Raw genomic sequence first — 13,229 nt, 5'->3', positions numbered from 1 at the left:
CCGCAACCGAGCGGATTTGAAGTACGCGCATTATTCGCAATCGGCGGGCCTCAAATCAATGTAAGCTCATGGGAACTTTGTTGCCTAAAAGGCAACGATTTTTCAAAAATAACGAAAATCGGAAATGGGAATGGGCATGGGCGGCGGGTTGAGCGCGCGGCGCTTGCAGTATTTCTTCGAAGCGGTCACGACCGGATCGGTGCGCGGGGCCGCCGAGCGCCTGGGCGTCGAACCCTCCATCGTCAGCAGGCAGATCCAGCTGCTTGAAAAAGAACTTGGCGTGGCGCTGCTGGAGCGCAAGGGGCGGGGCATCGTACCCACAGACATGGCCGCCATCGTCATGGACCATTGCCGTGACCGCCAGGCCAGCGAACAGGCCCTGCGGGCCCGGCTGGATGAAGTGAACGGCCTGCAGCGCGGCGATATCCAGATCGTGGCCAGCGAAGGCTTTGTGGACATCCTGATGAGCGGCGTGGTGGACGAATTCTGCCGGCGGCACCCCGGCGTCCGCGTGTCGCTGAAGGTGGCCGGCGCTTCCGATGCGGTGCGCGCCGTGGTGCACGACGACGCGCACATCGGCGTGGTGTTCGGCGCGCCCGCGGATCCGGGCATACAGGTGGTCCACGGGCGCACGCATCCGCTATGCGTGATCGCCTGGCCCGACCACCCGCTGGCGCGGCAGCGCAAGCGCCCCGCGCTGAAGGACGTGGCGCGCTACCCGGTCGCGCTGATGGGGCCCGGTTTCGGCCTGCGCCAGCTGATAGAAATGGCGGAGCTGTCGGAGAACATCGTGCTGGCCCCCAGCTTCGTCGCCAACTCGGTGTTGACGCTCAAGCGCTATGTGGAGAGCCGTCTGGGGCTGACCTTCACGTCCGCGAATTCCGTGGTGAAGGAGGTCGCCCGGGGCGAACTGGTGGCGCTGCGCACCACCAATCCCATCTTCGAGGCGGCGCAGACGCGCCTGATCGTGCGGGCCAACCGGCCGCTGACCAGCGCGGTGCGCGGCATGCTGGCGCGGATCCAGGCGTCGCCGTTGTTCCAAGGGGAATGAGCGCTTTCAGCGTATAGGAAGGATGCATAGAGCCGATTAATTAGTGCTCGTTTGATCGGCCTTGCTTATGGGCGCGATTGACGCACTATTGGGTTGATGGGCATGCAAGGGGACGACGGCGCCTGCTCTCGGAAGAATACCCCTTAGCGCCTGCTGCAGGCCGGGATGGGCTGCGTAGATGAATACTCCTTTCCGGGCCCGTGTCAATAGCACGTAGTAGATATTGCGAATGGCAAGCGAGAATTCTTTCAGCTTCCGTTCTTTGGGCACATCGGGTCTGTTCAAGGAGTTCCTCAGCTGCGGATATTGCTGCGCGGAGGGCCGGACGGCAAGCCCTTTCTCCGTGAATACGAGGTCCGTGCCTATCAGTACGCCGACATAGTCGTATTCAAAACCCTGCACGGTATAGATGGCTCCGACTTCCTCATGCAGGCCTGGTTTCTTGTTCCATTTTGCATAGGAGGAAGGGGCGTTCCATCGCGCCCGCCAGCCGTCGATGGCAATGTCGTGTGCCGCAGAAGGTGTTTTGGCCGTTGGCCACTCCCAGCAGTATCCAGCGACTACGCGGCAAGTCGCGCCTTGAGCCCGAGCATCAAGAAGCTGGACCATTTCTTCAGGAGATTCAACAAGTCCGACTTCAAAGCGGTCTGCCGACTCCAGTTTGCTCAAACCGCCATGATGCAGAAAAGCATCTACCCAGGATATGTATGCAGCTGCGTCTCGGCAGCGCAACTGTTCCGTAAGTGTATGTTCGATGACATGCATTCCCAGATGGCGAGAGGCTTCTTCGATATGACGGCTGCGGCACGTTTCGTCCGGATGAAGCCATTGATTGTCGTCGATGAAGAAGACGGCGAGGCGCTTTCCTTTCAATAGTCTGGGCAGCTGATCCGCGCGAAAGCGATGTGCTTCGTCGACGATCAGATATTCGGTAGCAGCCATGCCGCCAGAACAAAAGTCGAGTTGCTTTAGGCAGTCTCTGATGGCGGCAGACCGGACATGGTATTTGGGCTGCTTTCCTCGCTCCATGAGATGCCTGACGAGCAGCATGGCGAGCACGGTCTTTCCCGTGCCAACAATGCCTCTGACGATTACACAACTGGGTTTGGATATCTTGTCCAGGGCGGAAGCGATCGACCTGAAGGTATTCGACTGCCCTTTTGTCGGTTCAAAGAGGGCGCTGCAGTTGAGCTTATTGCTGAAATTGGCGATGAACGAATCCGAGTATTTCAACTTGGGCGATTGGAGACGCTCAAGTATCGGACCAGGAACCTTCGATTGCAGCTTTCGAAGCAACTGGGAGGCTTCTTCAAGACCGTTGTTGAGGGTGAGAAGATATGCGCTACGAAGATGATCTCGGAATTGAGGAAGCCTGAGCAGTTCACTGCTCGTTTCCCGATATCTGTGCAGATAGGCCAACGCGTGGATTTGAGGGGCGTCATCGCCAAAATCGAGAAGATGTTCGAGCGCCGTGCGATACACGTTTGCCTGTTCACATGGGTGGTCGACGCTATAGGGCTCTTGCGCTTGGACAGTCAGCCATCCCATATCGAACTCGTGGTTCAGTAGGATATTGCCTTGCGACCATTGTTTGAGTTCAACCACGATGATGTGTGTCTGGCCAGCGGCATCAACCCCGATGAGCACGCAATCGGCACGCCGATTTCCCAGGGGCATGGCGTACTCGAGGAGGATATGGCCGTCTATCGGCAGGGTACTCAGCAGTGAAGCAAGCGCGGGAAGGGAGTTTGCCCAGGACATTCTTTCCTGAGTGGAAATTTCCCCTGCTTCGACGATTTCTCGAAAACGCCGCTCAAGCCAGGCGGGCAGCTCGGTATCGTTTGCGCGCGCACAGAATTCCTGGATGGAGAACGTCGCCAGCGCTGTCATGAGCGTCAGAGAACCAGGTTGTACTTCAGTACCAAGGCATCCCTGCTGGGCCAACAAGTCCTGTCGTACGGAAGACGAAGGAGAAGCCCTTGGTATTGTTCGTACACGGTGCCAAACAGGCTTTCGTGAAGCTGGATTTCCCTATCTGGGGTTATTTTTAGCTGACCGAGATCGAATAGCGTATGAATGTCGGCGCGCAGGAGCAGGCCGTTCTGTATAGCATTCGAGTCCGTTCCCAGGTAGGGTGCAATATGCGCCGCTTCAAGCACGGCTCCAACATCACACCCGGTCACGGCACATTTTCCAGCATAGGCGGCGAGAAGGGCCTTCCGGAATTTTGGTTGCCCTTGGCGACGTACGATTTCCTGGATAACTTTCCTGCGGCCATCGGGCATGTCCTTGGGGTCGAAGGTTACGGTCGAGTCGGCGTCTTTCTCGGCCTGTGCCAACTCGCGTTCGACATGGGTTTGAGGAAAACTGGCCTCGAACACCTGTTGAACGAAGCGATCCAGACTGCCGTAGGCTTTCAGGATCGCTTGTACTTTTTCATCCGAGATGCGGGTAAAGCCGCGATAGCCCTTATTCAGATAATTGACTACGGGTTCACGCATCACATCGATGGCAACCCGCTGCGGCCTGCTTAGCAGATACATGTACTGCCAGGTATTGCCATCTTCGTCTTGACCCCATATCCGACTGGCAAGACCCGGGTTGTCCAATTTGCCGATTACAGAAGAGAGAAAGTGGTATTGGTTGCCATATACCGTGAGCACCAAGTCTCCCACTTGCATCGCATTCCACGTTCGCTGATTGACGGGGCCAGGCACGGCTCCCCATGCGTGGAAGCCTTCTTCGTCCGGAATAAGCGAGCGGTAGTACTCGGTTTGGGAATGGCCCAGCGCTTCCTGCATCCGCGCGAAGGGGACGGGGTTGAGGATGGACTCGTCCAAATGCGCGCGGGCTTTCTTGTCGCCGGCCGTAAAAATGAAAATCTGGCGCATGGGTCAATAGTCCGAATACTTCTTGGACTTGCCTTTGACTTTCTCCGCTGGATACTTCCGGGCGTTTTTCAAGAGTTTCTGGGCGACGGCTTCATTCAGATCCACGCCTAGGGTGGAGGACAGCCTGACCAGATAAAGGAGGACGTCCGCGAGTTCATCCTTGACAGCTTGCGATGTAGCCGGATCGCTTCCAGCGTTTTTGGAGTCCGCTTCTGTCATCCATTGGAAGATCTCGGACAACTCGCCGACTTCGCCAGTCAGTGCCATGACCAGATTCTTGGGGGAGTGGAATTGCTCCCAGTCGCGTTCCCGGGCGAACTTGTCTTGCTCAGCGCAAAGCCGCGTGATGTCAATCAGGGGTTCGTCTGGTTTTTGTTCACTCGACTCTGCCACGGCCTTCCCTCAGTCCTATATTGATCTCAGGGACACATGTTACTCCGTCCTAGATCGATTGTTGGACGTCAAAATCGTGTGAGGGGAATGGCACGTCCCGGGCCATCGATGGGCCGGAGAGTATTGGAAGAGTGAGCGCAATCGAGGTTGATTCGGGCGTTTTCACCCAATGGGCGCCCGTGATCGTCATTTTCAGAACAGGTGGGCAGCGCGCACCCACCTGCCCGGGCACTGTTTACCGCACCGGCCAGCCGTACATCAGCCCGCCATCGCGATACGAGGCGTTCAGGCCGCGGGGCAGCTTCAGCGGGCTGCTGGGGCCCAGGTTCTTCTCGAAGCTTTCGCCGTAATTGCCGATCTGCTTGATGATGTTGTAGGCCCATTTGTCGTCCACGCCCAGGTTCTTGCCCATGCCCGGGGTCGTGCCCAGGATGCGCTGGATGTTGGGGTTGGTGCTCTTGAGCATTTCATCGACGTTTTTGGACGTAATGCCGTATTCCTCGGCTTCCAGCATGACGTTCAGCGTCCAGCGGACCACGTTGAACCATTGTTCGTCGCCCTGGCGGACCATCGGGCCCAGCGGTTCCTTGGAGAAATCCTCCGGCAGGATGTCGTACTTTTCCGGATTCTCCAGGCCGCTGCGGGCGGCGGCCAGCTGCGACTTGTCGCCGGTGAAGGCGTCGCAGCGGCCGACGGCGAAGGCGCGGATGATTTCGTCCATGCGGTCGACGACGATGGGCTTGAAGGTGATGTTGTTCGAACGGAACCAGTCCGCGAGGTTCAGCTCCGTGGTGGTGCCGGGCTGGACGCAGACCGTGGCGCCGTCCAGTTCCTTGGCGCTTTTGATGTTCAGGGACTTGTTCACCATGATGCCCTGGCTGTCGTAGTAGTTCACTCCCACGCCGATGAGGCCCAGGGTGGTGTCGCGCGTCAGCGTGAGCGTCGTATTGCGGGGAAGCACGTCGACTTCGCCCGATTGCAGGGCGGTGAAGCGCTGCAAGGCGCTGATGGCCATGATCTTGGCTTTGGAAGCGTCGCCGAACATGGTGACAGCCAGCGCGCGGCACAGGTCCACATCCAGGCCCATCCAGCCGCCCTTGCTGTCGTTCACCGAGAATCCCGCGACGCCAGTGGACACGCCGCACTGGACGAAGCCTTTGCTCTTGACGCTATCGAACGTCACGCCGGCGTTGGCGGCCCATGACGAAATGAATAACGCGGTGCCTGCCGCAACAAGTTTCAGTGCTTTCATGATGTCTCCGCGCGATCGGCGCAATACTGTGGGGTGTCCGTCGGCCGGTAGGCGTAGGTGCGCGGAATGGTAGCCATCGGCCATGGGTGGGAATATCAGGGAATTCCCGTTAAATTCGCCCATCGGAATTTACCTGGCGCAAAGGGCGAAACCGCCTGCAAAGTGGAATCATGAAAAAAGATGACGACTCGAATAGCGGCGGCGGCAGCCATGAGCCATGGTATTCGCTCGCCTTCGCAAAAAGCCGGCTGCTGGCGGTATGGCGAGACCTGATTCGCGTCAATGCCAGCGACCGGCCCTGGGAAATGCCCCTGGCCGCCGCCCTGTCGTCGGGCCTGCCTTTAATGGTGGGCGCTTATTTCGGGCGCATGGACTACGGGCTGATGTCCAGCCTGGGCGGCATGGTGTTTCTGAGCCTGCCCAATTCTTCGTTGCAGCATCGGATGATGATGCTGCTGGCGGCCTCCTTCGGCATGGTCGCGTGTTATGCCGTGGGCGCGCTGACGCAGTTCTGGCCAGCCGTGATGATCGCCGCGCTCACCCTGATCGCCATGGTGGTGAACATGATCTGCCGATGCTACCGGCTGGGCCCGCCGGGCAGCCTGTTCTTCATCATGGCGACGGCGATCGCGGCCTATACGCCGGGCCGCGTGGAGGATGTTCCCCTGCGCGTGGGCATGGTGGCATTGGGGGCCCTGGTGGCCTGTCTGGTCGCTTTTGCGTATTCGCTGCACATGACGCGGGTGGCGCCGCCTCCGCCTGAAACCCAGCTGCCCAAGCCCACTTTCGATTTTGTCGTCTATGACTCCGTGATCATCGGCCTGTTCGTGGGCGTGTCTCTGCTGGTGGCGGAACTGCTGCAATTGCAGCGTCCCTACTGGGTGCCCGTCAGTTGCCTGGCGATCATTCAGGGCGCGAGCCTGCGGGCGGCCTGGAGCCGGCAGATGCACCGCATCCTGGGCACGGCCGTGGGCCTGGTCGTGGCGTGGGCCTTGCTCAGCCTGCCGTTGAACGTCTGGACCCTGAGCCTGGTGATGATGGCGCTGTCGTTCGGGATAGAAACACTGGTCGTGCGGCACTATGCCAGCGCCGTCGTGCTGATCACGCCCCTGACGATCTTCCTCGCCGAAGCCCCGCATCTGGGGCAGGGCTACCCCGCGGCCGTCATCGAAGCGCGATTCCTGGATACGGTCACCGGCGCGTTCATCGGCGCCCTGGGCGCGGTGCTCTTGCACAACCAGCGCATCCGGCCCTTGCTTTCGCGCTGGATGCGGGCCGTGTTGCCCAGGCGGGTGAATTAAAGCGTGAGGCTACAATTTTCGAACGAAATCGTAGCCTCACACGCTTATTTCCCACTGGCCGCCCGTTGCTGTTGCAGTTGTTGGGCGCGCAGTATGGCTTCGGCCTGGATGGAAATCTGTTCCTCTCGCGCAGCGTCATAGGCAGCGATGGTGTCGTTCCGGTTTGCTTTCGCCCCGCGAAAGGCGATCCACGAAAATGCGCCGACATAGAAAATCGACATCACTAAACCCGCCCAGCTCTGGAACTGGCCAGTTGTGAAGGCTCTTTTTCCTTCTGCATAGCCCAGTGCGATGAAGAGCAGGATGACGAAGTAAATGAACTTCTGGGAGCGAGCGCCGATTTTGCGAAGGCCAAGATAGATCGCCATATAAATCAGCGGCAGGACGACGGCGTTTGCCACTATCGCGGTCGTCGACTGGGCATTCTTGGGCAGTTGTTCGATCAGCCATTGAATGGCGAAAGCAGGCACCAGGAGGAGTATCAGATATATCAGCGCTCTTCCTGCCCAATGCCAGACAAGCGGATACATCGTGATAGTGCTGCGATCGTTTCGCATCATCGCGTCCTTGTAGAGATGCTCAATATTCTTTGAAGAAAATATCAGGCTAGAATTTTCGAGCGGAATTGTAGTCTCACACTTTATCCCGGCGGCATGGAAAAACCCGATATCGAATTGCCCGGCAAGCACGACTGGGTGCAGCGCGCATCTTCCGCCCGGAACGTGGAGCGCATCGAGGCCTATTTCGGCGGGCATGGCTACGATATGCACCGGCACGATACCTACGGCATCGGCCGTACCCTGGCCGGCGTGCAGAGCTTCCACTACCGCAGCGGCATGGCGCATAGCCAGCCCGGCGGCACGATCGTCCTGTACCCCGACGAGCCCCACGACGGACATGCCGGGACGGACGCGGGCTTCCGCTACCGCATGGCCTACATCGAGCCCGCGCTCATCCAGCGCGTCCTGGGCGGCAAACCGCTGCCCTTCATCCCGGGCGGCGTGTCGGCGGACCCGCGCCTCTACGCGGTCTCCGACGCCTTGCTGCGCTCCCTGGACAGCCCGGATCCGCTGGAGGAAGACGATGCGATCTACGAGCTTGCGCATGCGCTGGCCGCCGCGGCCGGCGTCCGGCGCGCGCGGCAGTCCGTGGACTACCGCGCGGCCGAACTGGCGCGGGCCTGCCTGCTGGACCGGCTGGAGCATCCCGTCACGCTCAGCGAGCTGGAACGGGCCAGCGCGCGCGATCGCTGGCGCCTGTCGCGGGACTTTCGCGCGCTGTATGGAACCAGCCCCTACCGCTACCTGACGATGCGGCGGCTGGAGCAGGTGCGCCGCCTGGCCGCGGCGGGCCAGTCCCTGGCCCAGGCCGCGGTATGGGCCGGCTTCACCGACCAAAGCCATATGACGCGGCATTTCCGCCGGGCTTACGGGCATTCCCCGGGCCGCTGGCTGCGCGCCTTGAAGGGCGCGCCCAACGCCGCTTGACCTTGCACGATCGTACAAGACCTTGCGGGAGGATTCGCGGGACACTATATGCATTCGCCCGCACAAGGAACCGATCATGCCGACCCATCAATCCGCTGCCTGCGCGCAACGCGCCCCGCACCCGATCAACTTCGGGCAGAAGCTCTCCCTGATCGCCGACCATTGGCAGCCGCGCGTCGTCGCCGAGATGAACGACTACCAGTTCAAGCTGGTGAAGATCGCGGGTGATTTCGTCATGCATTCGCATGCCGACACCGACGAAACATTCATCGTGCTGCATGGGCAGTTGCGCATCGATTTCCGCGACGGCCACGTGCTGGTCAATCCCGGCGAGATGTACGTTGTGCCCAAGGGCGTGGAACACAAGCCCTATGCGGCGCAGGAAGTGCAGATGCTGCTGATCGAGCCGCGAGGCGTCGTCAATACCGGCGACCAGGGCGGCGAGCGGACGGCGCCGAATGACGTGTGGATCTGACGGGAAGGGGGCTTGGAATTGCAGAGCTGTGCCTGTGATCCTGTTGCAAGAGTCATTAAACAAAGGCTCGCGAGAGCTATGCTGGCGGGTGAGTGCGGTCAAAATTGCGTATCGCTGAACATTCCCTAGAGCATATAGATTTGTCTCGTTTCTTGTATTGCCGGTCACCGTACTCTCCTGTTGGAGAGCTCATATAACGGTGTGCCTTGCGACAGCTCCAGTACAAAATACATAGCCGCTTTTTTTAAAATATCTCTTTCTTCGATGGCTTGAGCCAACGCGCGCTTCAGACGTTGTACCTCGCCCCGTGCAGTGACGTGCATCTTGCGGTGATCCGGAGGGGGAATGCGTGGCGTATCAATGGCCAGTTCTCTCCTCCAACGGTAGAGATTGGACCGAGTCACCCCTAGAACGAGCGCCAATTGAGCGCAAGTCATTTGGCCTCGCTCCAACTCACGCACCACCTTTATTTTTAACTCGGGGCTATAGTACTGGCGCTTAGTGCGGTTCTTCTGGCCGTCGGGCTTGGATGTGCCCATGGGACACCTCCTTCAAATATTTCTTGCGCCTGTGAGAGCCCGGAAGGCTCGACCTAGCGCAGTTTGATTTCGCGTTCGAAGCATGAACCGGTTCCTCAAGTCAAAAACTAATGGATGTTGCATCCCTATCGACTAGGGCCGGGATCGCATTGCCTATAAGGTCTAGAGTCTGTCGTCCTTGGAAGTTAAGACACGTCGATTCGGGACGGGTCAAGACCGGACGGAATCTCGGCGCGATCTACAATTTCCTGGAATTCCTTTAGATATTCAGGGTGTTGTTGCGTCAACCACTGTACGATGGCCGCATTAGAGAGCAGCGCGGCTAGATATCGTTGAATGATGGAAAGCTGTAATACGTCGGGGCCATACGAGTCTCGCACGGCATTGCTTTGCATTTGTAGCGCTGCTAATTCACGTTCCATCCTTGCCATAGATTCCGAGGATGCTCCTTCTTTTTCCTGTGCCCGAGCATCGTTCGTCAATTGGGAAGCCGGAGTTGCCACCAGCAACGCGGTTGCGAACATGACAGAGAAGTTCTTGTTGCCCACCATGAGTTCGGCCGCCTCGATTTGCCTGAGGGGCTTCATTTGGCGCAGAATCCCAAATACTTTTGCGGGCGCAGGCGTGTCGGCGAGCAGTTCCACTGCTTCCTCACATATGCCATTCAGTAAACGGAAACGATGTCGAATAGTATTTGGAGATAGATTGAACGTCGAAGCCAACCGCTCTGCTGAGACTCCTCGCTCCATTGCTCGTACTATCATCTTATGGTCTTGTACGGCAGAAAGACGATTGATTCGCTTGTTGTAGGTGTAGGTGTCGTCGTCGGTTGCCACCAAGCACTTAGCTGTACTCTCTCCGAGATCTTTTAACGCTTCTATACGCAGATGGCCGTCTAAAAGCAGATACTCCCCTGATTTCCCCGGCGCGGGGGTCACGATTAGAGGCTCCACTATGCCAACTTCTCGAATGGAGGCTGCGATTTGTTGATACTTGAAGCTCTGCTTGACGGTGCTTCTGGACTTCTTCAGCGGAAGGATTCGTGATAGGTCGAGCAGCACGCACCTATCGGCGAAGGCCTTTTTCACGGAATTACCGGATTCCGGGAAGGGTGATCGCTCTTGTGGCGAGGAGTTCATGGCAATGACCTCTCATACACACGGCTAGCAAGCACCTTTGGTAGAGCATTGAGTTTTTGCTCCCGAAGAATTGTTCCAAACTCTGGCAGTATCAAAAGTTCTTTCAGTGCTTGGGTTGCCACTGTAAGGCGTTCATGTACGAATGCCGCTTGCTTGACCATTAGCCGGTGTTTTTCGGCTTCTTGTTCGAAGAGCTGCCGCATCTCCAACATAGTGAGTTTTTTCTTTTTGGAGCGAGCGGTTCCCATCGGGTTCGTTCGTACCAAGCGGTCGCGTTTGGCTCTGGCCTCAAGCAGTCGACGAAGGGTGCTGAGTTTTTTGCCTCGGAACCCTAGCTCATACGCTTCTGTCAGCAGTGCCTGAATTTCGGTCTCACTACTGCGTGCTATATCGGTTGCGAGACTCAGCGGGATCAATCCAGTCTCGACTGCGGCCAGAAGTTTTTCCTCGCCGCGCTCGAGCAGGCCACCGATCATGTTGATCCATGAGGCTGTAACACCGATTCGCGAGGCGATCTCGCCGTCAGTGTGACCCCGTTCTCTTAGGCGGCCCACTTCTCTCATTAGGTCTATTGGTCGGTGCTGACGACGTGCGACATTTTCCACTAGGCTCATGACCAGGCTGTCCTCCTCCGATGCGGAAATAACATGGGCGGGGATTTCCGTCTGTCCGAGGGCAAGATATGCTTCGATGCGTCCTTGTCCACATACTAGGTCGTAAATTTGTCCATCAATGGATCGTGCTTTCTTACTTACGGTGATGGGACGTTTCAGCCCTACCAATTTGATGTTGTCGATCAAGTCCGCGTGCACCCGCTTGTTGCGCGATCGCGGATTAAGAATATGAATCGCCGATATTGGGACGATTTGAACCTCTAGGTTCTCTGTTTCATCTTTCATCAGGCGGCCTCCTTGATGAGCGCACGCTCGGCTAAGTCTTCCAGGACCTTCAACGTTTCAAATCGGTAGCTGTCAATTAACGGCACATTTTCATCCGCTAATTGGCGTGGCCAAGCACCTATATCTATCTTTGGGAAGATATAGTAGTCGTGTGCAATTGCATTCTCTCTGTCCATGCGAACGGCTATCACAAGGTCTGTGATGCGTTGAGCTTCGAAGCGTAATCGCCATCGAGAACAGTTGGGGCTGATATGAATGCAACGTGCAATGATCACCGATGCAGTCCACTCGCCGTTTACTGTGAGCATTCCTGTGGGCTTATCATGAAAAACGTCGGCTCCCACACTCCTTAGCCGGTTGGCAATATCCTCTACAACCGTTGGGCGCCACGCGCGAAGCGCTCTGTTTACCGCGACAAAGCGGTAGTCGCGCTCTGGCTTGTAACCAACCAACTCATAGGCTCTGAGCAATCCTCCGAAACGGCTTTGATAGCTAGAACTCGAAGGCATGCTCTCTTGTTCATCAATGAGCAGACCTGACAGCGTGCCAACGCGGGTAAGGAGTTTTCTCAAGAGACTCAGCATCTCTGCGTCGCTTAAGCGTAATGAACGCTCCTGGATGATGGCGCGGGCGGCCATGAATAAAGGTGTTGGAACTATCTCTCGAAACGCGTGATCACATCGGATCCATTCGTCGGGGCTATTGCATCGAGCCCGTTGCCGCAACTTGGAAGAGGTCCGGTTATAGACGTTGTTGCCTATGTACTTCTCGTTGGTCAAAACTTGATGAACCGTGCCACGCGTCCAGGGTCGATTCAGATCAGTTACCCTGCCTTCCATTGTTAGAACTGTAGCGATTTCGGACTCAGACAAGCGCCGTTCGACGAAGTCACGGTAGATCCTCTCGACAACGGAAATTTCATCCGGAGGGCCTGGTGCGAGGATCACCCGATCGGTTAGTAGACTCTTGCGTTCACCGGGGTGGAGCGTAGCTTTAACCTCGTGATGACGGTTGATGAGTACTCGCCGTAGACCGTATCCTGCCGTACCACCTTGACGGTAGCCAAGTTTGACCAAGTGGCATTGCCCGGCAAAGATTTTCGCTGAAAGTTCACGGCTAGACTCGCTGGCCATTGCGCGCTTGACGCTTCTGAATAGGCCTGTCAGCGGTGAACTGTCGTTTTGGAAGGGTTCTTGACAGTAGACTACATTGATGCCCGCGAGCGTGCACAAATGTTCATAGTACGCACCCTCATCGATGTTCTGAAATCTGCCCCAGCGACTGACGTCATGTACAAGAATAGTCTGAAATTCGGCGTCACCGCTTTGAACTACCTGCAGAAGATCCCGCAGGCCGCCACGTCCCTTCACATCCAACCCGCTTTTGCCTTCATCCACGAAGATCTTGATGATAAGCATTCCGTGCGCTTTCGCATAGGTGCTGATCGCTGCTGCCTGACTCACAAGGGAGTAGCGTTGATGACTAGTAGACGTGCGAAGGTATGCCGCTGCGGGTAACAGCGGAATCGGTGCTTGTGAGTTGAATTCGCCCGAAGGGCGGGCTGAGGAGGGCACTAGAGCCTCCCACCCAATGGAGTGTCGTCGAGTGTGTGAACGCCACTAGCAATGTATATGTGTGTTTTTAGTACCGCTCAATGAAATTCTCAAGGAGTGAGTGACCCTAACCCCGAATTAGTCCGGATCAGAAGTAGAGATTTCCGGCTCATGACCCTAACCCCGAATTAGTCCGGATCAGAAGTAGAGATTTCCGGCTCATTGAGGTTGGTACTTTGGCCGCTGGCC

Annotated in this window: 13 protein-coding genes; 4 read left to right on the top strand and 9 right to left on the bottom strand. The window is 57.3% G+C overall.

Annotated features, from left to right (window positions below; genetic code table 11):
• Positions 1 to 124 precede the first annotated feature (124 nt).
• The gene (locus ACN6PJ_RS18775) at positions 125 to 1,051 is read left to right on the top strand and encodes a LysR family transcriptional regulator (protein WP_427997347.1); all 927 of its coding nucleotides are present in this window, start codon (positions 125 to 127) and stop codon (positions 1,049 to 1,051) included.
• A 36-nt stretch (positions 1,052 to 1,087) separates the two neighbouring features.
• Here the strand turns inward: ACN6PJ_RS18775 and ACN6PJ_RS18770 are convergent, their stop codons facing one another.
• The 4 genes from ACN6PJ_RS18770 to ACN6PJ_RS18755 all read right to left on the bottom strand — a co-directional run bounded on the left by ACN6PJ_RS18770 (position 1,088) and on the right by ACN6PJ_RS18755 (position 5,587).
• Positions 1,088 to 2,998 (bottom strand): DNA/RNA helicase domain-containing protein, encoded by a 1,911-nt coding sequence (locus ACN6PJ_RS18770; RefSeq protein ID WP_427997346.1) that lies wholly within the window; start codon positions 2,996 to 2,998, stop codon positions 1,088 to 1,090.
• Positions 2,947 to 3,942, bottom strand: coding sequence for an HNH endonuclease (locus ACN6PJ_RS18765; RefSeq protein WP_427997345.1), 996 nt, complete (start codon positions 3,940 to 3,942; stop codon positions 2,947 to 2,949). The genes ACN6PJ_RS18770 and ACN6PJ_RS18765 overlap by 52 nt, the downstream gene beginning before the upstream one ends.
• A gap of 3 nt (positions 3,943 to 3,945) precedes the next feature.
• Positions 3,946 to 4,335: a nucleotide pyrophosphohydrolase gene (locus ACN6PJ_RS18760; RefSeq protein WP_427997344.1), complete on the bottom strand. Its 390-nt coding sequence runs from the start codon at positions 4,333 to 4,335 to the stop codon at positions 3,946 to 3,948.
• Positions 4,336 to 4,570: 235 nt separating this feature from the next.
• A complete protein-coding gene (locus ACN6PJ_RS18755) occupies positions 4,571 to 5,587 on the bottom strand; it encodes an amino acid ABC transporter substrate-binding protein (RefSeq protein ID WP_427997343.1) in 1,017 nt (338 codons plus the stop codon).
• Positions 5,588 to 5,757: 170 nt separating this feature from the next.
• On the opposite strand from ACN6PJ_RS18755, the gene ACN6PJ_RS18750 reads away from it, so the two are divergent.
• On the top strand, positions 5,758 to 6,888 hold the full coding sequence (locus ACN6PJ_RS18750) for an FUSC family protein (RefSeq protein WP_427997342.1): 1,131 nt from the start codon (positions 5,758 to 5,760) through the stop codon (positions 6,886 to 6,888).
• Between the two features lie 44 nt (positions 6,889 to 6,932).
• Here the strand turns inward: ACN6PJ_RS18750 and ACN6PJ_RS18745 are convergent, their stop codons facing one another.
• The gene (locus tag ACN6PJ_RS18745; RefSeq protein WP_427997341.1) at positions 6,933 to 7,577 is read right to left on the bottom strand and encodes a hypothetical protein; all 645 of its coding nucleotides are present in this window, start codon (positions 7,575 to 7,577) and stop codon (positions 6,933 to 6,935) included.
• Between ACN6PJ_RS18745 and ACN6PJ_RS18740 the strand changes: the two genes are divergently transcribed.
• Together ACN6PJ_RS18740 and ACN6PJ_RS18735 are read left to right on the top strand one after the other, a co-directional pair.
• Positions 7,542 to 8,375, top strand: a complete 834-nt coding sequence (locus ACN6PJ_RS18740; RefSeq protein WP_427997340.1) for an AraC family transcriptional regulator — start codon at positions 7,542 to 7,544, stop codon at positions 8,373 to 8,375. The two genes, ACN6PJ_RS18745 and ACN6PJ_RS18740, sit on opposite strands and share 36 nt — an antisense overlap.
• 76 nt (positions 8,376 to 8,451) lie before the next feature.
• Positions 8,452 to 8,850, top strand: a complete 399-nt coding sequence (locus tag ACN6PJ_RS18735; protein ID WP_427997339.1) for a cupin domain-containing protein — start codon at positions 8,452 to 8,454, stop codon at positions 8,848 to 8,850.
• 164 nt (positions 8,851 to 9,014) lie between these two features.
• Here the strand turns inward: ACN6PJ_RS18735 and ACN6PJ_RS18730 are convergent, their stop codons facing one another.
• The 4 genes from ACN6PJ_RS18730 to ACN6PJ_RS18715 form a co-directional block, all read right to left on the bottom strand.
• Entirely contained in the window at positions 9,015 to 9,389 is a 375-nt protein-coding gene (locus ACN6PJ_RS18730) for a transposase (RefSeq protein WP_427997338.1), read from the bottom strand.
• A 185-nt stretch (positions 9,390 to 9,574) separates the two neighbouring features.
• The gene (locus tag ACN6PJ_RS18725; RefSeq protein WP_427997337.1) at positions 9,575 to 10,528 is read right to left on the bottom strand and encodes a plasmid partitioning protein RepB C-terminal domain-containing protein; all 954 of its coding nucleotides are present in this window, start codon (positions 10,526 to 10,528) and stop codon (positions 9,575 to 9,577) included.
• Positions 10,525 to 11,427: a plasmid partitioning protein RepB C-terminal domain-containing protein gene (locus ACN6PJ_RS18720; RefSeq protein WP_427997336.1), complete on the bottom strand. Its 903-nt coding sequence runs from the start codon at positions 11,425 to 11,427 to the stop codon at positions 10,525 to 10,527. Before ACN6PJ_RS18720 ends, ACN6PJ_RS18725 begins: the two co-directional genes overlap by 4 nt.
• The gene (locus ACN6PJ_RS18715; protein WP_427997335.1) at positions 11,427 to 13,001 is read right to left on the bottom strand and encodes a recombinase family protein; all 1,575 of its coding nucleotides are present in this window, start codon (positions 12,999 to 13,001) and stop codon (positions 11,427 to 11,429) included. Before ACN6PJ_RS18715 ends, ACN6PJ_RS18720 begins: the two co-directional genes overlap by 1 nt.
• Positions 13,002 to 13,229: the final 228 nt, after the last annotated feature.

Source organism: Achromobacter sp. (assembly GCF_050285585.1).
In the GTDB taxonomy this organism is placed as follows: Bacteria; Pseudomonadota; Gammaproteobacteria; order Burkholderiales; family Burkholderiaceae_B; genus Achromobacter.
Note: the sequence above shows the minus strand (reverse complement) of the source record. Positions and strands in the feature narration are given on the sequence as shown.